This is a genomic window from Enterococcus sp. DIV0756 (assembly GCF_051710745.1).
Lineage (GTDB): Bacteria > Bacillota > Bacilli > Lactobacillales > Enterococcaceae > Enterococcus_A.
In genome coordinates this window covers 57,007-80,787 of sequence record NZ_JBIOLF010000002.1, presented here as the reverse complement: position 1 = coordinate 80,787, position 23,781 = coordinate 57,007, and the positions used below count along the sequence as shown (strand labels likewise).

The following is a 23,781-nucleotide window of genomic DNA, read 5'->3' as shown; positions in this document are numbered from 1 at the left end:
TGACGTTAACATAAGCTTGACTATAGTTGCTGAATACTAGCAAAATCTAAAACACTCAATCGAGTGTTTTTTCTTTAGGCTGATTGTCATAAAGCCGCTTTTCTCGTATAGTGAATAAATAGGGGGCGATAAACAGTGATTGAATTAAAAGGTGTAACAAAGATATATGATCAAAAAAAGGCGTTAGACAATTTAAGTTTAACGATTAAGGCCGGCGAGATTTTCGGCTTTTTAGGACATAATGGAGCTGGAAAATCAACAACGATCAAAAGTTTAGTGAGTATTATTGAGCCTACGAGCGGTGAGATCTTGTTTGATGGGAAGAATTTAAAAGCGGATCGATTAGCGATCAAGAAAAAAATTGCTTATGTACCGGATTCACCAGATATGTTTTTACAACTGACCGCGAACGAATACTGGGATTTGCTCTCTGCGGCATACGAATTGCAGGGACAGGAGCAACGCCGGCAAGAGTTGATCGAGCTGTTTGATTTAGTAGGGCATGAAGATGAAACGTTAGAAAGCTTCTCTCACGGGATGCGGCAAAAAACGATCATTATCGGAGCGTTATTGCCTGATCCAGATATTTGGATTTTAGATGAACCACTGCAGGGGTTAGACCCACAGGCGGCCTTTGACTTAAAGGAAATGATCAAACGACATGCCGAAAAAGGGAATACTGTGATTTTTTCGACCCATGTATTAGATACCGCGCAGCAATTATGTGATGAATTAGCGATCTTGAAAAAGGGGGAGCTGATTTATAATGGCTCTGTGGACAATCTGTTACAGGATTATCCAAATGAATCACTAGAAAGTGTTTACCTTAAAATGGCGGGACGTCAGGCTGACGGTGATCTGATTGCTGAAATTGAGGAGCCTGCCCATGAATAGTAAAATCATCAAGCGCTTGATTGCAGTCAATATGCTGTATGTCAATCCTTCCTCTACTAATCAAATTCGTAAAAAGGGCCATAAAGGCAAAAAGGTCATCCGCAGTATTGTTCAACAATATCTGTTGTCTGGTGTGATTTTTCTAGCAATTTACGGAGCAACCATGGTAATGATCGACTTTTCTAAATTACCGGGCTTTTTTACTTATTATATGATGTTGTTTGCTTTAATTGGTTTTTCCCAATCATTGTCAGCGATTTTTAACGTTTTTTTTGAGAGCAAGGATTTACAAGATTATTTATCCTTGCCGATCAAGCAAGGTGAAGTCTTTGTCGCAAAGTTTTTGGCGGTGGGAATGACGATCGTACCTTTCCTATTACCATTATTGATTTTGTTTTTTCTAACTTCGTATAAAAGTGGCTATCCGATCATAATCGCTATCTTAGGAGCGATTTTGTTGTTCATTATTTTCTTTACGCTATTGTTTAGTTTATGTAGCCTAATTGTTTTTAGGATGACAAAAACAAAATTGTTCAGACAACATAAAAAACTGTTTACAAGTTTGATGTTAGGCTTTTCGATGGTCGTTTCAGTCGGCGGAGTCCTGGCGATCAATTTTACTCAAAATACTGTAGACCATTCAAACAATACTGGAATGGTAGACCGTCATGCATTTGCGGTCTTTATGCCGTTTTATCGAGTCATGCATGAGTTGTTTTCGGTAAATGGAATGATTACTTTATTTATGTTGCTGGCATTAACAGGGGTGCTCTTGTTAGCCTTGAAATTCTTTGTGATCCCAAGTCTATATGAACAGTTCAGCGATGAAGGTTCACGTACAGTGGCAATAAAGCGCAAACGAAGATCCAACCAGTCCTTGAGACAACTATTGGCAAGCTACAATCATCAATTGTTGAAAAATCCTAACTTTATTATGCAGGTCTTAACTTCATCTTTGATTATGCCAATCGTTATGCTTGGAACAATCTTAACAACTAGTCCGTTTAACTTGCAAAGTTTAACACCTAAGTTTATGGGCGTATTCTTTGTTGCGGGACTTGTTTTTGCGACGATTATGTTGAATCAGACATCGTTTGTCAGCAATCTGATTTCTTTAGACCGTGAAAATTTTACTTTTATCCAATCTTTACCACTATCATTAGAAAAATACCTTCGCAAAAAATTCTGGGTCGGCTGTAAAATTCAAATGCTGATCGCTGGTGGGGTAGGGGTGCTGATTTCTATTGTGTTACGATTTCCATTATATCTCTCGCTACCTTTTATCGCTGGAATATTATGGGGAAGCTATTTATTGTCACTGTACTTTTTTAGCCGAGACTATCGTCTTTTGAACGTGACATGGACCAATATTAGCCAATTGTTCACACGAGGCGTGGGAAACTTTGGCTTGATGCTATGGATGTTTGGATCACTTTTCGTTGGAGCGATTTTGATTGTGCTATATGTGGTTGCGGTGATAATGAACATTAATCCTATCCTATTGAATGGTGGGGTAATGCTTTGGTTAGCAGTCCTATCGGGTGCTTGGATATGGATCAATCGAAGTAATTTTTGGAAGAAATTACGTGACTAACGATTATTAGACAAAAAAGAACCTCGAAGATTCGAGGTTCTTTTTTGAGGGTTGAGTTTACATAAAAATATTATTACTTATTCCACGAAGCAGAAAGATTAGAATAATTTTAGTTTTCAGATGAATATTGATGTGTATTTTATGGTAAAAAAATAAAATAATTCCAATCTAATTATCATATAAATAGGATGAAGATATACGATTCAAAATTAATGCTCATTTATATAAATAATTTCTGCTGACTTTTCCACCCTTTAACTGTATTTTTTTAATTTTAAATAAAATTTTTGAGATAAATAGGTAGCGCTTTCTAATTTTGGGTTATTCGAACAGGGTTTGATATAACGAGAATAATTGATAGTGTAAGAAAATAATAAAAGAACAAGTTAAAATCATCTAGCTAGCAATGTTAAATTCTTGTTATTTTATCATTTAAGTGATTTGGTCGGATAACTTCGTTCGTAATTGTTATCGTACGATTTTTCAGAATATTCAATGACTTTCACCATTCTTGCGCTCTGTCTTTTTTCATTGTAAAGTAACATTTAGGGATTTCTTACATTTAAAGTGTTCTTGTTCAATTAATAACTAATTATAAGATCGAAACACAATCGTAATAAGAAGCCCTAGAAAAATTGAATAGGAGTGGTTTCAATGGCCAAATCAGAGAAAGGCATGACACTGGTTGCGTTAGTCATGATGATCTTTACCTCGGTATTTGGGTTTGCTAATGGGCCAGTAGCCTTTTACTTAATGGGTTATGGGTCGATCGTCTTTTACGTTGTCGCAGCAATTCTATTTTTTATTCCATTTGCATTGATGATGGCGGAGTTCGGTTCAACGATCAAAGGCGAAAACAGCGGGATGTACAAATGGCTGGAGGTCAGCGTAGGGCCACGTTTCGCATTTATCGGTACATTCATGTGGTTTGCTTCTTACGTTGTCTGGATGGTTTCTACCTCATCTAAGGTTTGGATTCCTTTTACTACAGCATTTGCCGGGAGTGACCAAACGCAAAAATTACATATGTTTGGTATGAATTCGACTCAAGTTGTTGGATTACTGGCGTGTGTTTGGATGATCATCGTAACGTTGGTCTCGATCAAAGGGGTCAAAGGAATCGTAAAAATCACTAGCTTAGGTGGGATTGCGGTAACAAGCTTAAACGTTGTTTTAATCGTGATTTCTGGTATTATTCTGGTATTAAATGGAGGGCACTTAGCACAACCATTTAACCACATTTTACATTCACCAAATCCTAGCTATCAAAGCCCAATCGGTCTTTTAGGCTTCGCGGTATTTGCAATTTTTGCTTATGGTGGTTTGGAAGCTGTTGGGGGAATGGTTGATAAAACCAAAAACCCTGAAAAAACCTTCCCTAAAGGTGTTGTTCTATCAGCATTGATCATTTCAGTTGGTTATGCATTGGGAATCTTCTTATGGGGTGTAAGTACGAACTGGCAAGACGTGTTATCAGGTGATTCAACAAACTTAGGAAATATTTCTTACGTAATGATGAACAACTTAGGTTACGTTTTAGGTGACGCTATGGGTCTTGGTCATGGCGCTGCCATCAGCATGGGTAACTGGTTTGCTCGTTATACTGGTTTAGGAATGTTCTTGGCTTATAGTGGTGCGTTCTTCACATTGACGTATTCGCCATTGAAGACGTTGATCATGGGAACACCGAAGAAATTATGGCCTAAGAAATTTACTGAATTGAACGAAAATGGTATGCCAAGCTTTGCTATGTGGGTACAATGTGCGATCGTTGTTGCGATTATCTTGATCGCTTCATTCGCTACACCAGATCCATCAGCTTTCTACAATATTTTGACTTTGATGGCGAACGTTTCAATGACATTACCATACTTGTTCTTGATCTATGCGTTCCCTAAATTCAAACAAAAACAAGGGTTGGATCGTCCGTTTGAAGTGTACAAATCTAAGAGTATGACAATGATCATCAGTGTCGTCGTCTTCCTATTGGTATTGGGTGCGAATGTCTTCACGATCTTCCAACCAATCATCGAAGGTGCTGGCGCTCGCGATACATTATGGATGATTGCTGGTCCAGTTGGATTTACCGTAGTTGGGATTATTCTTTACCAAAACTATGTACGTCGTTCAAACGCAAAATAATTTCTATTGAAGTCTCGACAAATTTATGTCGAGGCTTTTTTTGTCATAAAACAAACATATATCTTATGAACGTTTAAATTAATTTTTTGTCTGACTTCCTTTTCTGATAAACTGATTAATATCGGAAGGAAAAGAGGGTAAGAATGAAGCTGAGAGAGATTTCGACTATGGTAGTGTTGTTAGGACTTCTTCAATTATTGAGATGGGGGATTAAGCAAACAATATTTTTATTTGTTGATCGGACGAACTTTACAGATCATTTGGCTTCGATGACAGCAATGAGTACGCTGACTGTTTTAATTTTATTGATTTCAAAAAAAAGAAAAGTTAAACTGAGTGTTTTTCCTGAGAAATTTACCAAATCGTATCTCATTGGCACGATCATCTTTGCGCTAATACTTGTATCGACACCTGCAAACTATACTGGAGATATTCAAGTGATCATTCTGTTAGGATACAGTAGTTTAGTGACGCCAATCTTTGAGGAACTGATTTTTCGTGGGTATGTTTGGAATCGGTTGTCCGTTATTTTTAATCGCGAATCAACTGTTTATCTCGGGTCGTCATTTTCGTTTGGCATCTGGCATCTCGGATATCTTGACTCATTGACTTTTCGAGTGGAGACAGATCTGGTTAAAGCACTGCTTTGGAAGGTGATTACGGGTTTATGCTACGGGTTAGTTCTTGGACTACTACGTTTGAAAACGAGAAATTGCTATTCTACCATGTTGCTGCATGGTACGATGAATGTTTTTGGGCGATAAAATAAGTTGTGTTAAAGATTGATAAATAGGGGTTTTTATCCATGATAAAGACTTTTGACAAGTATGAAAAGGCAGATTATAAAGAATTTTGCTGGTGAAAATCATAGGGAAGCCTTATGGTGAGGATGAAGGAGCGGATGAAATGAATTTAAGCAAACAGATTAAACGATTGAGGGAAGAAGCAGGATTTTCTCAAGAGGAATTATCCGAAAAAATTTACGTTTCTCGTCAAACAATCTCAAATTGGGAAAATGAAAGGAGCTATCCTGATATCCATAACCTGTTATTGCTGAGTGTTCTTTTTAACGTGACTTTAGACGAACTTGTCAAAGGAGACGTGGAAACAATGAAGAATGTGATCAAGAAAGACGAAATGAATAAGTATAGCTATATCATGTTGGGAACAATTGGGGCAGCTGCGATTCTATTCGGTCCTGTATGGAAGCTTTTTGGCAATAAAGGACTTTGGATTCCATTCATTTTATGGGTGATTGGCATGTGGGCGGCGTTAAAAATCGAGAAAATAAAGAAAGAGAAAAATATCAAAACCTACAAAGAAATTGTCGCTTATATGGAATGTGAGGATGTAGAGGAGAAAAGAAAAGAGCGGAGTTTCGGGAAAGATTTTCTTTCTCAGACAGTGATCGTTATTGTTTTTACAGCGATTGTAATGGCAGTATTATTAGCAAGTTTGTGGATTAGCGGCAAGTTTTAAATAGTTGAGAAAAGGTGTTTAAGGCTTGATTTCATCAGCTTTAGACATTTTTTCTTCTTTTTAACATAAAAAGCTGTCAAATTTAAAAAAAGCAATAAAATTGGACAATTTTTTTCGGTAAGCAGTGGTGAAATTTCATATAAGCGAATATGTAGAAAGGAAGAAGTGAAGTTGAACATACAATGAAATAAAAGATGCGATGAAAATTATTGAAATAATCATCGCGATTTTTGAACGTAATACGTTAGTCTTCAGTGCTCTTTTTTTATCTGTCTGGAGGTTTTTCAATTCCGAAGTCTGATGATGCACTCCATCGATTTAGGTCTATGATTAGGCCTTATTTCAAAAAATGTAATGATTTGGAGATAGTAATTTATTGTTTATTCAAGAATAAGAAAGATTAGCGTTTCAGCGCGAAATAATTATAAATAGTGCGTTTGTTCAACAGGAGAAAAAGTAGGAAAGACAACGACAAGTTTTGAAAAAACAGCAAGAAAGATAAACCACAATCTTCTGTTAAGAGTTTTTAAAAAAGAAAAGAGGTAATTAGAGAAAGCAACCTTTTCTTATCATAGAAAAGGTCTATTTATCATGTAGCAAATTTCCTTTCAAAATAAACCAAAGCTTTTCGTGATATTGAATTTTAGGGAGAAATATCCTTCAGTGAGTTGTAGCAAAATATCCAATGTAATTAAGTAACTAGAGAGAAGTAGAGTTTATTTTGTAGTATCATTGGCTTTGAAAAAAGCAGAAAAGGTAGTCCCATCGTCGCTTTTAATGAATACTAATTCCTCAGAGTTAGACGCTTCGATAGCCTCAATGGCTTTTTCAGATTCTTCCCAAGAATCGTATGCTGCCATTCGAATGTGACCACCATACTCATCCTGTAACAACTGAATAGTACTTTTTGTATGAGAGACTGAAACTTTTCTTATCTCATGATTTTCATCTCTCTTTACTTTTAGGGTAGCTTGTTTATTGAACATACTATTTGCGATGGTAGGTTGTACGAGCGTTGTTTTCGTTCCATTAGGCAAGGTATCGATTATTTTTCCAATGAAATAACCATCATAAAAATAGATGCTGTTATCGCCATCCTTTTCCTTTTTTACAATTTCTGAGTAGTCCGAAAAAGCATAATGTGTGATTTCGGGTGTATTGGATGTCTTATTTTCCATAAGAATAAAAACAAAAACAATAGTAAATGAGAGAAGGGAAACTATGAGGGTCACAATAATTTTTTTAAGCCGATCATTTTTCTTCGTTTGATTAGCCATCGTATCAACCAATTGATCATCTTCATTGATAAGCTGATCCACGGTTATATTATAAAGCTCACTTAATGAAACAAGAATGCTAATATCTGGATAAGTACGGTTAATTTCCCAGCTTGAAATCGTTGACCTTGAGACATTTAAAATTATCGCCAATTCTTCCTGTGTATAATCATGCGCGACACGAAGCTCCTTTAACTTACTTCCTATTTTCAAAATAAATCCCTCCTATGCTTAGGTAAATGATTAAGGTTAAAAACAGTGTACCTGATTGGTGATTAATCATAAAGATACTTTTTGTAACAGTGGGTAAATGGCGTTTTGTGACAATATGTAGCAAAAAAAATGAGTATAAAAGAAAGATTTCTGGTTCTAAAATCGTTGAATCAGAAATCGTCTATTTTTTATTCTCAAAAATAAAGCAGGATGAAATTAGCTAAAATCTCCTGATTAATGAACAGTTTTCTGTAAGCAAATGTGAGATTTTCTGAAATCGCACTAGATTACAGTGTAATTAATTAAAAATTAGGCTTTTATCATTTAGGTACATCTGTTATAATTGTCATCACATCTTAAAGCAAGTTATCCTCTGTTTTTCCTGCTTTGACAGGCGGCGGTATCAGGCTTAAAGAGAAGATTTTAATTTTCATAATAGAAAAAAGGAGAGAATAAGTATGACGATTTACAATTTTTCTGCAGGTCCCGCGGTACTACCAAAAGCTGTGTTGGAGATCGCACAGTCCGAGATGCTTGATTACAAAAATAGCGGCATGTCGGTGATGGAGCTGAGTCATCGTTCCTCCTTGTTTGAAGAAATCATCCAAGATGCTGAAAGCTTATTGAGAGAACTTATGGCGATTCCCGACAATTACCAGGTCTTGTTTTTACAAGGCGGCGCAAGCTTACAATTTACCATGCTGCCGTTGAACTTGGCGCAAGGAAAGAAAGCTTTATATGTAAATACCGGTTCATGGTCGAAAAAAGCCATCAGTGCAGCCAAAGCACTTGATAATGTTGAGGTAGAAGTGATTGCTTCAAGTGAAGATAAGAATTTTACCTATATTCCAGAACTGCCAGAAACGGTCGATCAAGAGGCCGCCTACGTGCACATTACGACGAACAATACAATAGAAGGAACTGCTTACGCAAAGATTCCCAACTTCGGCAAGGTTCCAGTAGTGGCGGATATGTCTTCAAATATTTTAGCCAACGATTATAAAGTTGAAGACTTTGGCGTAATTTATGCTGGTGCACAGAAAAATATTGGTCCGGCTGGGCTCACAGTTGTGATCATTCGTGAAGATTTGCTCAATCAAGAAGCAGCCTTTGCACCGATGCTAGACTATGCATTGCAGGCGAAGAATCATTCACTTTACAATACACCACCGACCTATGCGATTTATATTGCGAAGCTGGTCTTCGAATGGGTGAAGGAACAAGGCGGGGTCGCTGGAATTACGGCGAAAGATCAGGAAAAGGCGCAACTATTATATGACGCGATTGAAAAATCTAGCCTGTTCACTAGCCCAGTGGAAAAAGCCAGCCGCTCGATTACCAATATTCCTTTCGTCACAGGGGATGAAGACTTGGACAAAGCCTTCAATCAAGCAGCTTTAGCTCAAGGGTTTGAAAACTTAAAGGGTCACCGTTCTGTTGGCGGGATGCGGGCGAGTCTTTACAATGCTTTCCCAATCGAAGGGGTCGAGGCCTTAGTCGCATTTATGGCGGAGTTTGAAAAGGAAAATGGAGGGAAATAAATGTTTCAGATTAAAACATTCAACGCGATCGCTCCTGAAGGAATGGCGCGTTTAGATAAAGAAAATTATCGTATCAATGAAAGCGAAGAACCAGATGGCATTATTTTACGCAGTCAAAAACTGCATGATTATGATTTTCCCAAGTCAGTTTTAGCAGTCGCACGGGCAGGTGCAGGTACGAATAATATCCCTGTGAAAGAGTGTACAGAAAAAGGAATCGTGGTCTTTAATACTCCCGGCGCGAATGCCAATGCGGTAAAGGAATTGGTAATCGCAAGTTTACTATTGTCTGTTCGTCCGATGGTCCAAGGGATCAGCTGGGTGCAGACATTAGAAGGTGCGAACGTTGATGAACAGGCCGAAGCACAAAAATCACAATTTGCCGGAACAGAGTTAGAAGGCAAAAAGCTTGGGGTTATTGGTCTTGGCTCAATCGGTGCGATGGTTGCTAACGATGCCTATCGTTTAGGAATGGAAGTTACCGGCTATGATCCATACGTATCAGTCGATACGGCTTGGAGTATTTCTCGTCGCGTGAAACGGGCGAAGGATTTGAAGGAAGTCCTGACCAATTGTGATTTCGTCACAATTCATGTGCCATTAACTGAACAAACGCGTCATTTGATTGGGACAGAAGAATTGATGCAAATGAAAAAGACTGCTCGCTTGTTGAATTTTGCGCGTGGTGAGATTGTAGATACTGACGCAGTAGTGAAGGCCGTTAACGAAGATCGAATTGCTGGTTTTACTACAGATTTTGCGGAGGAAAAATTACTGCATAACGATAAGATCACGGTATTGCCGCATTTAGGTGCGTCAACCGAGGAAGCGGAAGTTAACTGTGCCAAAATGGCTGCTCGCGGCTTGAAACGTTTCTTGGAAACCGGAGTGATTAAGCGTTCGGTCAATTTCCCGAATGTCGAAATGGCCTTTGAATCACCATACCGTATCACGATTATTAACCGCAATGTACCGAATATGTTAGGGTTGATCGCTTCTGAGATCGCCTCTTTAGATGTCAATATCGACAACATGGTCAATCGAGGGAAGGACGATCACGCCTATACATTGGTGGATGTTTCAGAAACTAATCCCGATAAAATTGCGGCGATCGTTGAGCAATTAAGCAAAAATGAAGGCATTGTCCGTGTTCGCGCGATCAAGCGGGATGAGGAGAGTGAATTTTAATGGTCCAAGTTCATCCTTTTAAAGGAATTCGTCCAGCAGCGGATTTGGCAGATAAGGTAGCGGCGTTACCTTATGATGTAGTGAATTCACAAGAAGCCAAAGACTTAGCAGCGGATAATCCTTACAGCTATTTCCATATTGACAAGGCGGAAATCGATTTGCCAGCAGATCTTTCCCCCTACGATGAAAAAGTTTACCAAAAAGCAGCCGCTAATTTGGCCGAGTTTTTAGAAAAAGGCTGGCTTTTCAAAGAGTCAGAGGCCTACTTCTATCTTTATGAGTTAGTGATGAACGGCCGAAGTCAGACCGGAATTGTCGCATGTACGTCGATTCAGGATTATATTGATGAGAAAATCAAGAAGCACGAATTTACGCGACATGAAAAAGAGATTGACCGGATGAATCACATTCGAACGTGTGATGCGAATACTAGTCCGATCTTCTTGAGTTATCGTCCCCAAGTGGAGATTCAGACGATCATTAAGTCGTGGCAAACAGCACATGCACCGGTATATGACTTTACCAGCTACCATGAAGTAACTCATCGTGTTTGGGTGATCGACCAAGCGGATACGATTGATCAACTAGCTAAATTGTTTACCGATGTAGATGCTTTATATATCGCTGACGGACATCACCGAACCGAATCCGCGGTGAAAATCGGCTTGGAAAAACGTGAATCTGGTGAGCAAAATCCAGAAACCGAGCAGTTTCTATCGATCATCTTCCCAGAAGATGAACTAGCTATCTGGGAGTATAATCGCGTGTTGAAGGAGACTCCTCCGGCTGATTTAATGGAGCGTTTAGCCGAAAACTATCAAGTAACTAAAACCGGCGTCAAAAAACCTGAAAAAGCCGGCGAATGTCAGCTTTATGATGGAAATGCTTGGTATACTTTAAGCATCAAACCGGAAAAAGTTCCGACTGATCCAGTAGAAAAATTAGACGTGGCCTTGCTGCAGAAATTTGTGCTGGAAGAGATCTTCGGAATCATGGATATCCGCACGGACAAACGAATTGATTTTGTCGGCGGGATTCGCGGTACGGAAGAGTTAGAAAAATTAGTCGATTCAGGAGATTGGAAATTGGCCTTCTCCATGTATCCGACGCAAATGACCGATCTTTTAGCCGTGGCAGATGCGAAGAAAATCATGCCGCCGAAATCAACTTGGTTTGAACCGAAGCTGTTGAGCGGATTATTCCTGCATGATCTAGAAACGAAATAGACAGTAAACTCTCGAAAGCAATTTCGAGAGTTTTTTATCTTTCACAATATTATCTTATTGACTATAATGTGTGCCGCACAGTATAATAATAGTGAAGAGGTGATCACATGCCAGATAAGGATATTGTTCAGAACTATGTCACGGAATTAAAAAGAGGAAATTTAGTTTTGGCTGTCTTAGGCAGCTTGAATACGCCTCACTACGGGTATGCACTGCTGCAAACTTTGCAGGAACGGGGAATGGAGATCGAGGCCAATACGCTCTATCCCTTGCTGAGAAGACTGGAAAAGCAGGAGCTACTGGAGAGTGATTGGGATACAACGGAAAGCAGACCTCGTAAATATTATAAAATCAGTAAAAAGGGTATAGAAGTTAGGGAAAAATTGTTTGAAGAATGGAAGGAAATGCAAAAAAGTTTAATTGGTATCTATTCGGAGGGGTAAAAAATGGAAAATCTTGTGGAACGTTATATAAGCGCCGTTGTTCAGCAGCTGCCAGAAAAAGAAAGAGCAGAGGTCGCTAGAGAATTACGCAGCAATATTTATGATATGCTGTCGGAGCAGCCAAGCGATGCTGAAATCAAAAAGGTATTGGAATCAATGGGATCGCCGGCAAAGCTGGCGGAACAATATCGCCAGAATCCACGGTATCTCATTTCTCCGCAGGTCTATGACGAATACATTCGCTTACTAAAGCTCTTGGTTCCGATTGTCGGGATTATCACATTAATCGTCGGCGCAGTTTCAGGAGTTTTCGAGACCCTTCAGGAGAGCGGGCCTCAAGTCAGTCAGGTCCTGCAGGTGATGTTTCAATCAGGAATTCAAAGCGGGGTGTCCGGTGTCCTCCAAACATTGGTTTGGACGACGATCGGTTTTGTGATCGCGGAACGGACAGGTGTATTGAAAAGCAAGAAGCCAGACGATTGGAAAGTGTCAGACTTACCCGCGGTGAATACGGAAAAACTGATTCCGGTTTCTGATCCAGTAGCAGAAATTATTGCAGCGCTAGTGTTTAGTGTCTTTCTAACCTTTGGGGCATTGAACATGATTCCGCAAGTTTTTTCAACGACCGGTCATACGATCGTTAATGTACCCTTGTTTAGTAATAGTTTTACGACATTTTTGATTCCGGTACTGATCATTGGTACTTTGTTGACAGTAATCGTTGGTGCATTGAAATTAGTAGATCGCCGTTGGACGAACCGTGTGTGTCTGTGGTCGATTATTGACAATGCAGTTTCGGCAGTTATGTGGGTTTTCTTATTGATGCACAATAATATTTTTAGCCAGGAATTAGTCGAATTGCTTCAGGAGCAAACGTGGTCTAGCGGAGATGTTCTGCATTATATTTCTACAGGAGATACGGCAGCGATTCGTTTGATAATTAGCCTGATTATTGTGGTCGTCTCTGCCATTCAAATTATTTCAGTGCTCTATAACCGCAATAAACGAAGTCACTATTCAGGCTATGTGAATCAAGAACAACTATAATGGAAACTGGCAGATAGGCTCTCGCATGGAGAGTCTATTTTTTCCTTTCTACTTTAGTTAAGAGTTAAGCTTGTTTCGAGAGGAATAGAATAACTAAATGGTATACTTTTGTCGAACGGTTTTAGCAGAAGGGATATACCTAAGCAAAAAGGACGCTTTAGGTTTGTTATTGAAGGAGCGTTAATCAAAAGTGAAAGAAGGTGGGAAAGTATGAATCGTGTAATAAATTATTTCAGAGACAATCGTTTAATGAGTATTTCGTTAATTTTAGCAATTCTTAGTTGTTTGATCGGCCGCTTTTCAATTGCGTTTATTGATGGCAAGGTGATCTTTAGTTTGTTTGGTTTGATGTTGTTGATCCAAGGCTTTGAGCAGGTAGGACTTTTGCGCTTCGTGGCTGAGAAGCTGTTGCATTTTTCTAAGAATAGCCGTCAGTTGGTTCAACTGATGATTCTTTTAGCTTTAGTTGGTTCAATGTTTTTGACCAATGATGTGGCGATTTTAACTTTACTACCGATTTATTTGAAACTGCTGTCGATGCTGCCGAAATTTAAAGGCCGCTTTCTAGGTAGTGTCTTAATTATTGTAGCGGCGAATTTAGGAAGCAGCTTTTTCCCGTTTGGTAATCCGCAAAATTTGTTTTTGTATGATTATTATCATGTGCCATTGGGACAGTTTTTAATTTGGATGTCATTGGTGCTTTTAGTCAGCTTGCTGCTATTGGGACTGTTGACCTTACTGGTGGACAAGGATTCCTTGGAGGCGATTGATTTAAAGGAGGAGCGAGTGGACCGTAAGGAAACGCTGCTCTTAGCTGGATTGATGCTGATTATGATTTTAGTGGTGCTGAGCGTTCTGCCGTATCAATGGGTGATTCCTTTAGTAGCACTGGTGATCTTGTTTTATCGTCGTGAATTGTTCAAAGAGGTGGATTATGGACTCTTATTGACCTTTGTCAGCTTCTTTATCATCGTGGGAAACATCGGTGAAGCCAGTTTCATTAAAGATTTTTTGAAGTCATTGAATGGAAAACAGGTTTATTTAGCTGGTTTAGGATTGAGCCAGGTTATTTCTAATGTACCGGCAGCTTTCTTGATTGCTCCGTTTACAAGCAACCAGCAGGCCGTCATTTTGGGAGTGAATATTGGTGGATTAGGGACGCTGTTGGCTTCGTTAGCCAATCTGATCGGGTACAATCTATTTCGAATTTATTATCCTGATGAGACTAAAAAATTTCTAGGTTTGTTTAGTGTCGTCAATTTCGGGCTGCTATTCCTATTAGGTACGATCTTTTATTTTTTCATCCATTAGAAAGTGCCAAGAATTCCTAAAAATCAGGTAAGTTTCTTATGGGAATTCATCCAAAAACACTGAAAACGCTTTAAATAGTGTTAAGCTAGCCTTGTGAGAAATGAGCAAGGAGGATTTTGAGATGAATGATAAGACAAAAATGATTCATGGCTACCACGCATTTGATGAAGAAACCGGCGCTTCGTCGATTCCAATTTATCAATGTTCGACCTTTAAACAGGCATCTATTAAGGATGGACAGCCATATACCTATTCCCGTTTTGGCAATCCAACCCGTACCGCGTTAGAAGAAGCGGTTGCGGCCCTGGAAAATGGGAAATATGCGACCGCCTTCGCATCAGGAATGGGTGCGATTTCGGCGGTCTTGCTGAGTTTTAGTCAAGGTGATCATCTAGTTATGTGCAAGAGCATATACGGGGGCACATTCCAATTAGTCAATGAAGTCATGAAGCGCTTTGGGATCGAAGTGACCTTTGTCGATGAGACTGATTTAAATGAATGGGAGCACGCTATCCGACCAAATACGCGGGGGCTTTATTTAGAGACTCCGTCGAATCCATTGCTTTCAGTGACTGACATCGCAGGAGTCGTAGCAATCGCGAAGGCACATCATCTAGTGACGATGATCGATAATACCTTTATGACACCACAATTTCAGAAACCACTAGCTTTAGGAGTTGATATCGTGATTCATAGTGCCACCAAATTCATCAATGGCCATAGCGATGTTGTGGCAGGCTTAGTCGTTACCAACGATGAGGAATGGCACAACCAAATCCGGCTGCAGCAAAAAGTACTCGGCGGTATTTTAGGCGTAGAAGATTGCTGGTTGACCATGCGGGGCTTGAAAACGATGGGGCTGCGGATGGAGCAAAGCGCTGACAGCGCAGAAAAAATCAGTCAGATGCTGGCTAATCATTCAGTCGTAAAGAACGTCCACTATCCTGGCTTATCGAGCCATCCGGGGTATGAAATTCATAAGCAACAGGCAACTTCTGGCGGAGCCGTCTTATCTTTCGAATTAGCCAGTCAAGAGGCGGTGTACAACTTTGCGGATGCATTACAAATTCCGATTGCTGCTGTCAGTCTTGGCGGGGTGGAGTCAATTTTGTCCTATCCAGTTACCATGAGCCACGCTTGTGTGCCGAAGGAAGAACGAGAAAAGCAGGGGGTGACGGACGGCCTGCTGCGTTTGTCAGTAGGAATTGAAGACACTGAAGATTTGTTAGCCGATTTGGAGCAGGCGTTGGATAAGGTTCGCGTAGGCGTTAAATAGATTGAGAGAGGGCACGTTGGGAATTACTTCCTAACGTGTTTTTCTATGGTTGAGAGCTTTGTCCATTTAATTAAAGCATCATTTTAAATAAGTGCTCAATTGATCCTATTCTTAATGAAAATACATGTTCATCTTTTAAGAAAATGATACCTTGCTATGAACTAATTCGGTATAATGGTATCATCTCTTAGAGGAAGTGAAAGTCATGCTTGAAAATCTTTTGCACCCGGAAGTCTTGCTCTCAAACATCATTGTTTGCTTAGCAACTTTTTTGGTTACGCGTTGGGTGCTTAAACGAAAAGTAAAACCGCAGCGAAAGAAAGAAACCATTCAGCTTCCGAAGCAAACGGCAGATGGAACAACAGTTTTGGAGGCTTCGTTGGCAACGCTGCGATCGTATAAAAATAATCTTAACCAATATGGTTACGTCTATTTTCAAGAAACGACACCGATCGTGATTGAACAGTTGAAGGCTGAAGCTAACAGCTTGATACCTTCTGAGACAAATCAACCGATTCTTGAGCTACTACAAAAGAACTATAGGAAACTCGCCTCGTTTCAGCACCAGGAGGCTAAAGACACAAAGAAACTGGAATTAGAAGTGTTGAATCATGTCAACAAAACGATCATTGATTGGCGTAATCTCTTGAAGGAAAGTAAGTAAAGAAGCTGCTGCTTGATTAGGCTGCTTTTTTTACGATCATTAACAAATAGAACTGTTAAAACTAATTTAATTGGATATTTCAGTGAAGCAACTCGAAGCACAAGTTTTCGCGTTGCTTCTTTTTTAGATTGCTTTATAGGTTATTGTGATTAGCACGGAGAGTTTACTCTAGAGAAGAAGCCTTATAGAACGCAAAAAAACTGCAGAATACTTATCTGCAGTTTTTCGTGATTATATTCGTAACCGTCGACGGATGCCATCGACACGTGGACCTAATAATTTATCAGCCATTCGTGTTTTTAAGGCTAGAACCATATAAGTGAATCCGCCAAAGGCCGCAACGATCAAAATAATGATCATGGACTGCATTTTAGAGTCTGAGCTCAAAACGATTTCGCAGCCGAATTTTACGACATAGGCAACGACGCCCATGATAAGCGACATCGCAGTGACTTTAGCAATAGAAGTGACCGTTTCCCTAAATGGAAACTGGGAAATGACATGGATTCGGTCTAACAGAAACATATTGGCAACCAAAAATCCAACGAAAGAGGCAATCAATGGGCCATAAGCTTCAAATAGATACGTTAAAGGGAATTGCGCGACGATTTTCACAAAAATCCCGATACATAGATACCAAACCGCTTGCATATTACCGTCTAAGCCCTGGAGCATCGTTGAACAGACCATGAATAAGCCCATCATGATACCTACCACACAAGAAGCGGCTAATAATTCTGATCCAAGTGAATTTGGCCAGTAGAATAGAGTGTTCAACGGATAGGCCAAGACAATCATTCCAACAGTCGCCGGCATCATTACAAAGAAAAGCAGTTGAATGTTATTGGTTACCAATTTGGCTAAGCCTTCGTGATCCTTTTTCGTAAAGCGCTCTGTAATCAGCGGCAGACCAGCTGTCGCCATAGCGGTACCTAAGGCGATAACAACCATCGTTAGTTTATCTGGATTAGCCGAGATCAATGTAAAGAGGTCGGCATTTTTCGCTGCAGAGTAATCGGTCACGATCGACATGATTTTTTCAAAGGAATATTGATCGATCAATTTAAAAATACTGATCGCACTGCCGACAATAATAAAAGGAATCGCCTGTTGAATCATTTGGATAACGAGTTGTCCTCCGGAAAAGGTAATCTCGTTATTACTTTCTCGAATTAACTCGCGAAAAGCTGAGCGTTCTTTGAGTAATGAAAATAGTAGGACACCCATTGCAAAAGCCACACCAATAAAAGCCGCAAAGGTTGAATGGACGACTGCTGTTTTATAGCTGCCGTTGTTGATCTGCATGATAATAAAGGCGGAAGCCAGCATATAGCAGACCCGAGCAATTTGTTCAATAATCTGAGAAAGTGCATAAGGCTTCATGTTGTTGTTTCCTTGGAAGAAGCCGCGAATGACGCTCATCGCAGGAAAAATCAGTAGCACCACACTTAAGGAGCGCATAACAGGGATAAGATCCGCATTTCCCTGAGACAGATAGGGCGCACCCAAATACATGATGGCAGCACAAATAATTCCGCCGATCGTCATTAACCGCATCGTATAGAACAGTAATTTTTTACTTAATCCATACTCATTCATCGAATTGTAACGGGCTGTTTGTTTCGCTACTGCCGCGGGAATACCGGCGGTAGAGATCATTAAGAATAGTGCATAAACGTTGTAGCCCTTAGTATATAAATAGTTTGCTTCTAAGCCATGGGGCTGCATCCAGGCGATCCATGGAATCACGTAGACAGCTCCCAATAGCCGAGAAAAAATATTACCGACGGTCAGCCAGGCTGTACTTTGAACCATCTTTTCTTGAGCAGTCGATTGCTTCTTGGGATTAGCCGATGTTGCTATGGTCGGTTCCTGCTCGGAAGTCTGAGGAGGATGTTGTTTATTTTTTTTCTTTTGCGGCGCAGCCGCTTCATGATGATAACGAGCGACTCGCGAAGGAGTTTGATTCAACTCGCCATCTTTTCTAGTATTTTCAGTCATATAAACCAGCTTTCTGCAACAGTATCTCCCATATTTTACCTGTTCTTTCGTCATGTTACAATGCTGTGTGACAATCTTTAAGATTTAGGAATAAAGGTATTGATATGTTCAGCGAAACTTTCCAAATTTCTTGTTTGGATATAGACAGAGCCCCGACCGTGAAACTCATTCACGACGCCTTCACCAGTTTTAAAACCAAATGTACCTGAAGCAACTCGGATGTTGTAATCCAGCGAACTCGTCCAAGCAATCACGTGCTGGTTGTCGATAATAACAGGAGAATGTCCGTCTAGATCAACCTTCTCCACATCTCCAAAGGATGAGACTAAAATTTGTCCTTGCCCAGTGGTTTCCATAACAAAAAGTCCACCAGTTCCACCTAAAAGAGCGCCAGAAAGCTTTTGTCGTTTCATGTCATAGCTGACATTTTCTTCGCTAGCAAGAAATGCACCGGTATTCAAACGCCAATGCTCAGCACCGACATCTAAGGCGAAAATTTTCCCTGGTACGGCAGGAGCAATCGCAATCATTGCTTCATTGGAGTGAGCTGTAGCTGTACTGATAAAGAAACTTTCACCACTAGTTACCGAACGACCTAAAGCACTCAAAGCACCGCCTAATCCCTTTTTTCCATTCGTATTCATGTGACCCTCTAATTCGATATCGCCTAGTTGATAAACCATCGCGCCGGGTTCAATCCTTAATTTTTCTCCTCGTTGCAAATGAACTTTTGCAATCGGAGCAAAAGTGCTGTCTGACAATTCATAATTCATCGAAAAAACTCCCTTCATAGGCTTTTGCCAAAATTATATCATTTTCCGTATCTTTTCTGCGAGATTTTGCTAAGATTGTTAAAAAGGGATTTTAGTATGGAGGAAAAGTATGGAAATTTTAGCTTTTGAACAGGTTCAGTTTATTCGCCAACAAAATGCGTTGCTTCAAGATATTGATTGGCGCATCAAAACTGGGGAAGATTGGGCTGTACTGGGATTAAACGGTGCAGGGAAGAGTTTAATGCTGAATATGATTTCAGGCAATCTATGGCCCTCTAGTGGCAAATTAACAGTTTTAGGTCAGTTGTTTGGTGAAACATCCATCCCTGATTTGACGAAGCGAATTGGCTGGGTGAGTCAGTCGTTACAGGAACGAATACATCGAGAAGAAGAGGCGGAGTACATTGTGTTATCAGGAAAATTCGCCAGTATTGGAATTTATCAGAAATATTCAGATATAGATCTGGAGGAAGCAAAACAACTATTAGTTTCACTTGGAGCAAAAAAATTGATCGGTAAAGTATATCAAGTATTGTCGCAAGGGGAGAAACAAATTGTCTTGATCGCACGTGCTTTAATGGCAAAGCCTGAACTATTGATATTAGATGAACCCTGTAATGGACTTGATTTGTTTGCTCGAGAAGATTTATTAGCGCGAATTGAGCAAATGAAACAGGCAAAAGATGCACCAAGCTTGCTCTATGTGACCCATCATACTGAGGAGATTCTGCCTTTACTTAGTCATATTTTGATGATCCGCGATGGAAAAATCTTCAAGCAGGGCAAGCGGGAGGATCTACTAAAAGAAGCGGTATTGAATGACTTTTACCAACGACCAATTACAATTCACGAGATGAGAGATAATCGCAGGATGGTTATTCCCAAATAGGCGAATAAAAAAGGAGCTGATTTAAAAGTCTTTTGGACTTTCGGATCAGCTCTTTTTCACGAATAAACAACGGCTCATAAGTGGCGTCTGTGAAAAAAGCTGAAAATTCACAAAAATTTTAAAACTGTCGAATCGCTATTTTTCACCATCAGTTCCTATGTTTCTGCGTTTCTTGGCAATTATTGGTATTATCTTTTTACTTCATAAATAATGAAATGAAAATATCGCAAATAAAATATATGCTCATTTAATTAGGTAAGTTTTATATGTAATGAAAAGCATTAATCAACTCGGTTCTATAATTATCAGTTGATTTTGAATAAATTAATTCTCTTGATTTGATTCGCAATGATTCTCGTAGAGATTTATAAACTTATAATGGTTCATTTCAATAAAACGCTAAAAAAAGGATAAAGAACAATCCGTTTGAGAAAAATTATTTTTTTATTCGATTAAACTAACATTACTTTAATATTTTATTTATTGGTTATTTTATGATTGGTTTGGATCTATAGGTGTTTATAAATGATCCGGTGCATATTCCTATTATATAAAGGTTCAATTTAAATTTAAATCAAATTCAGTATTGTGATGAGGGTATCTATAATCCTTTGTTTTTGTTATAATAATAACTGGTATTAAATAAAAGGAGGATAATTTATGAAGAGAAAAAGTGTCTATTTGTTTTCGGCTGCTATCTTGGGTTTTTCACTTGCTCCTTGCAGAGTTTGGGCAGATGAAGCTGCGGAAACAGTTGTGCCGGTCGTAACAGCAGAATTAGTTGAAAGTCCAGTAATGGAAGAACAGCCTGCTTCAGAAGTAGTGGCAACAGACGATGTTCATGCCGAACCTGAAGTTGTTCCAGAGGTAACAGAAGTTATTACCGAACCGATAACGGATACTTCTGAAGTTGCCATTGAAGAAGTGGAAGTTGGAACAATTTCATCTGAACATGAAGCTATGACAGTTTCGGATACAGAAAAAGTCACAACAACTGAAATGAGCATTCAAGAGAAGGCTGCACGGACGACTACACCAGTCTTGAAGGACCAAAATGATGGAAAGATTGTTGATCATGATAAGACAATTACCGATGAAAATGCGAAAATCCCTGCTGAATACAATTTTATGCCCAACTTTGATCACCTTGATGGCATTGAAATTACATCTGCTAACGGTTACAGGGAATTATCAAGCTCTTTTGCTTTTGATTTAGAAAAAGCTACTAAAGGCTCAATCACAGTAGTTTTTAAAAATGTTGGTAATTATAACGGGAAAGTAATTGATATGAAAGTGACAGTCAAAGACTGGACAATCTTAACAACTAGCGGCAGATCACAACAGCTTAATATCCATAAGAAAAATGGGATCACTATAAATGGCATCAAGGATGTCCTTTTGAATTATGCTTTTCTTGACAATTTGACTGCTTCTACAGTCAATGTTTCAGGTTTTTTCAATTTCACCGACATTGATCTTTTGCAAAGCATCGATCTGTTCGATAATAACAACGTACAGAACTATTATGTCACAAAAGGCAACGAGCTTTATTACAAAATCCATAATGGCTATATCAAAATTGGTGAGATCAATCAAAAGAACACGAATCCGCTGGATATGGATCACTGGCTGACCTACACTTATAAAGGTGTGTCTAACTTTGATGTTCGTTACAATCAAGATTATGAAACAGGGGCAGTTTTTAACTATACCTATCAAGCGCCGGTTGTAATCGAAGAGGTCCCAACAGGACCAGAAATGGAGGAGCCGGAAATTACTCCTGAGACTCCAAAAAAGGAAGTAGCAGAAGAAAATAAGGTCGAAGAAACACCGGAGGTCAAATCAGAAGTGGTTAATCTCGCCGTTAAAACAGAAAAAGCTGGAGTCGTTGAGACGAAGGTAACGGAGGCTGAGCCGTTGAAACAGGCGATGTTGCCACAAACGAATGTTCCAAGCAGTTCAATCTTCACCATTTTAGGCGGCACTTGCCTAGTCCTACTTAGTGCAATTTTCGTAAATAAGAAAAAAGTCTAATAAAAAACCTGCTGAGTCATTTCAGCAGGTTTTTAATGCTATCGTAACATTGTTTCGGAAGTAGCTGCTAGATATTCATCCACTGCAGTTAATAAAGTAATCATTTTCTGCGTATCAAAAGGCGAGGCGAGGTGACCTAATTCGACTGTTTCTAAAAAGGTCTTACTTCCGCCGATTCGACAAATCTCAAGATAATCCTGCCAAGTTGTCGGATCGTTAAGGACAATTTTTCGTTGCCAGAATTGTAACGCACATACCTGAGCTAAAGTGTAGTCAATGTAATAGAAGGGCACTTCAAAAATATGGCCTTGACGGTACCAGTAAATTCCTCGCTCTAACGCCTCGGAAGCCTGATAATTTCGCTCTGGACAGTAGTTGCGTTCCAGTTCACGCCAACAATTTTTCCGCTCAACAGCTGTCCATTCAGGATGTAAGTAAACCTCCTCTTGAAAATGATCGACTAAAGCACCGTAAGGCAAGAATTGCAGCGCGCTGCTTAAATGAGCAAATTTGTATTTTTCACTAGCGTTTCCAAAAAAATTATTCATCCAAGGCCAAGTTAAAAATTCCATACTCATGGAATGAATCTCTGCAGTGTCGGAAGTAGGAAAGACCAGTTCCGGCTCTTTGATCCAGCGAGACAGATAGCTTTGGAAGGCATGTCCTGTCTCATGGGTCAAGACATCGACATCGTCTGACGTACCGTTAAAATTGGCAAAAATGAATGGCATTGCCACTTCATCGATAAATTCACAATACCCACCGCTTTGTTTTCCAGGACGACTGGCTAAATCCATAAACTTCTGTTGTGATAGTAAATCAAAGAAGTCGCCGGTTTCCTCTGAAAGTTCATGGTACATCATCTGGGCCCTTTGAACTAATGTGTCACCATCGCCTTTTGGACGGGGATTCCCATTGGGATAAACTAACGGCAAATCAAAATGTAAGAGGGTGTCAACACCGAGACGATCTTTTTGCCGTTCGTAAAGTTTTTGATTGATAGGAACAACTTTTTCGATAATAAACCGTCGGAAGCCCTGCAATTGCTTTCGATCATAGCTCCAGCGATTCATCAAACGATCACCGTATTCGACATAATTTTTGAAGCCTAGCTTTTGCGCCTGCTGATGACGTAGTTGCACCAGACGATCAAAAATTTCGTCAAATTCTCGTTCATGTTCGACAAAAAAGCCCTCGTAGACTTCTTGAGCTTCTTTCCGTATTTCCCGATCTGGATCAGTGAAAAAGGCGGATAACTCGGATAGGTTCCGTATTTTACCGTCAAATGCTAATTCAGCAGAGGCAATAAGTTGTGTGTATTGGCTGATTGCTTCGTTTTCCTGCTGTTTCAGTTCAATAACCGAATCATTTAAAAGACGCAGCTGATCTTCTGCAAAAAGAAAAAGTGTCGCTGGGAAATCTTTTTCTAATTGTTTCCGGTAAGGGGATGACAATAGACTTTTGTAAAAATGATTATGAATCTGATCAACTAAAGGGCTATGGTGATCCCAAAAATCGTTTTCCTCGCGGTAGAAGTCGTCCTTTGTATCGATTGAATGTCGAATATAGGCTAATTTCATGTTTTTAGCCATTGTTCCTCGTAAGTGATTGAGTTTTTCTAAGGCCTCTTTAGCGGTAGAATAATCTGATGCCTCAGCAAAGGCAAGATTAATTTGTTGGAAATGCTTTTCATATTGAGTGAGATCAGGTCGTTGATATGAAATTTCAGAAAAAAGCATAATGAACCTCCTAATTAAAAGAATCTCTCTTATTATAGCAAAAAACCTGC

19 protein-coding genes are annotated in these 23,781 nt (G+C 39.5%); 15 read left to right on the top strand and 4 right to left on the bottom strand.

What is annotated here, in order from left to right; all coding sequences use genetic code 11:
- Positions 1-135 precede the first annotated feature (135 nt).
- The 5 genes from IGI44_RS16730 to IGI44_RS16710 all read left to right on the top strand — a co-directional run bounded on the left by IGI44_RS16730 (position 136) and on the right by IGI44_RS16710 (position 6,109).
- Positions 136-894 (top strand): ABC transporter ATP-binding protein, encoded by a 759-nt coding sequence (locus IGI44_RS16730; protein WP_438789079.1) that lies wholly within the window; start codon positions 136-138, stop codon positions 892-894.
- Positions 887-2,488, top strand: coding sequence for an ABC transporter (locus IGI44_RS16725; RefSeq protein ID WP_438789078.1), 1,602 nt, complete (start codon positions 887-889; stop codon positions 2,486-2,488). Before IGI44_RS16730 ends, IGI44_RS16725 begins: the two co-directional genes overlap by 8 nt.
- Before the next feature lie 654 nt (positions 2,489-3,142).
- Complete coding sequence (gene yjeM, locus IGI44_RS16720; RefSeq protein ID WP_438789077.1) at positions 3,143-4,630, top strand: glutamate/gamma-aminobutyrate family transporter YjeM; 1,488 nt, start codon at positions 3,143-3,145, stop codon at positions 4,628-4,630.
- 143 nt (positions 4,631-4,773) lie between these two features.
- Complete coding sequence (locus IGI44_RS16715) at positions 4,774-5,394, top strand: lysostaphin resistance A-like protein (protein ID WP_438789076.1); 621 nt, start codon at positions 4,774-4,776, stop codon at positions 5,392-5,394.
- A gap of 142 nt (positions 5,395-5,536) precedes the next feature.
- Positions 5,537-6,109, top strand: a complete 573-nt coding sequence (locus IGI44_RS16710) for a helix-turn-helix domain-containing protein (RefSeq protein ID WP_438789075.1) — start codon at positions 5,537-5,539, stop codon at positions 6,107-6,109.
- Between the two features lie 716 nt (positions 6,110-6,825).
- On the opposite strand, the gene IGI44_RS16705 is transcribed toward IGI44_RS16710, so the two are convergent.
- Positions 6,826-7,599, bottom strand: a complete 774-nt coding sequence (locus IGI44_RS16705; protein WP_438789074.1) for a helix-turn-helix transcriptional regulator — start codon at positions 7,597-7,599, stop codon at positions 6,826-6,828.
- A gap of 458 nt (positions 7,600-8,057) precedes the next feature.
- Here IGI44_RS16705 and serC point away from each other — a divergent pair, with 458 nt between their 5' ends.
- From serC to IGI44_RS16665, 8 genes are all read left to right on the top strand, one after another.
- Complete coding sequence (gene serC, locus IGI44_RS16700) at positions 8,058-9,140, top strand: 3-phosphoserine/phosphohydroxythreonine transaminase (RefSeq protein WP_438789073.1); 1,083 nt, start codon at positions 8,058-8,060, stop codon at positions 9,138-9,140.
- A complete protein-coding gene (locus IGI44_RS16695) occupies positions 9,141-10,328 on the top strand; it encodes a 3-phosphoglycerate dehydrogenase family protein (protein ID WP_438789072.1) in 1,188 nt (395 codons plus the stop codon).
- The gene (locus IGI44_RS16690) at positions 10,328-11,554 is read left to right on the top strand and encodes a DUF1015 domain-containing protein (protein WP_438789071.1); all 1,227 of its coding nucleotides are present in this window, start codon (positions 10,328-10,330) and stop codon (positions 11,552-11,554) included. The genes IGI44_RS16695 and IGI44_RS16690 overlap by 1 nt, the downstream gene beginning before the upstream one ends.
- A gap of 107 nt (positions 11,555-11,661) precedes the next feature.
- A complete protein-coding gene (locus IGI44_RS16685) occupies positions 11,662-11,997 on the top strand; it encodes a PadR family transcriptional regulator (protein ID WP_438789070.1) in 336 nt (111 codons plus the stop codon).
- A 3-nt stretch (positions 11,998-12,000) separates the two neighbouring features.
- Entirely contained in the window at positions 12,001-13,044 is a 1,044-nt protein-coding gene (locus IGI44_RS16680) for an HAAS signaling domain-containing protein (RefSeq protein ID WP_438789069.1), read from the top strand.
- Between the two features lie 210 nt (positions 13,045-13,254).
- Positions 13,255-14,355 (top strand): SLC13 family permease, encoded by a 1,101-nt coding sequence (locus tag IGI44_RS16675; RefSeq protein ID WP_438789068.1) that lies wholly within the window; start codon positions 13,255-13,257, stop codon positions 14,353-14,355.
- Between the two features lie 121 nt (positions 14,356-14,476).
- Positions 14,477-15,631, top strand: a complete 1,155-nt coding sequence (locus IGI44_RS16670) for a trans-sulfuration enzyme family protein (RefSeq protein ID WP_438789067.1) — start codon at positions 14,477-14,479, stop codon at positions 15,629-15,631.
- Positions 15,632-15,836: 205 nt separating this feature from the next.
- Positions 15,837-16,295, top strand: coding sequence for a hypothetical protein (locus IGI44_RS16665; protein WP_438789066.1), 459 nt, complete (start codon positions 15,837-15,839; stop codon positions 16,293-16,295).
- 231 nt (positions 16,296-16,526) lie between these two features.
- Here IGI44_RS16665 and IGI44_RS16660 read toward each other — a convergent pair whose 3' ends face one another.
- Complete coding sequence (locus tag IGI44_RS16660) at positions 16,527-18,296, bottom strand: putative polysaccharide biosynthesis protein (protein ID WP_438789065.1); 1,770 nt, start codon at positions 18,294-18,296, stop codon at positions 16,527-16,529.
- A gap of 77 nt (positions 18,297-18,373) precedes the next feature.
- On the bottom strand, positions 18,374-19,069 hold the full coding sequence (locus tag IGI44_RS16655; RefSeq protein ID WP_438789064.1) for a TIGR00266 family protein: 696 nt from the start codon (positions 19,067-19,069) through the stop codon (positions 18,374-18,376).
- A gap of 109 nt (positions 19,070-19,178) precedes the next feature.
- On the opposite strand from IGI44_RS16655, the gene IGI44_RS16650 reads away from it, so the two are divergent.
- Both IGI44_RS16650 and IGI44_RS16645 read left to right on the top strand, forming a co-directional pair.
- Positions 19,179-19,958, top strand: coding sequence for an ABC transporter ATP-binding protein (locus IGI44_RS16650; protein ID WP_438789063.1), 780 nt, complete (start codon positions 19,179-19,181; stop codon positions 19,956-19,958).
- Between the two features lie 660 nt (positions 19,959-20,618).
- Entirely contained in the window at positions 20,619-21,992 is a 1,374-nt protein-coding gene (locus IGI44_RS16645) for an LPXTG cell wall anchor domain-containing protein (RefSeq protein WP_438789062.1), read from the top strand.
- A gap of 38 nt (positions 21,993-22,030) precedes the next feature.
- Here the strand turns inward: IGI44_RS16645 and IGI44_RS16640 are convergent, their stop codons facing one another.
- Positions 22,031-23,731 (bottom strand): M3 family oligoendopeptidase, encoded by a 1,701-nt coding sequence (locus IGI44_RS16640; RefSeq protein WP_438789061.1) that lies wholly within the window; start codon positions 23,729-23,731, stop codon positions 22,031-22,033.
- Positions 23,732-23,781: the final 50 nt, after the last annotated feature.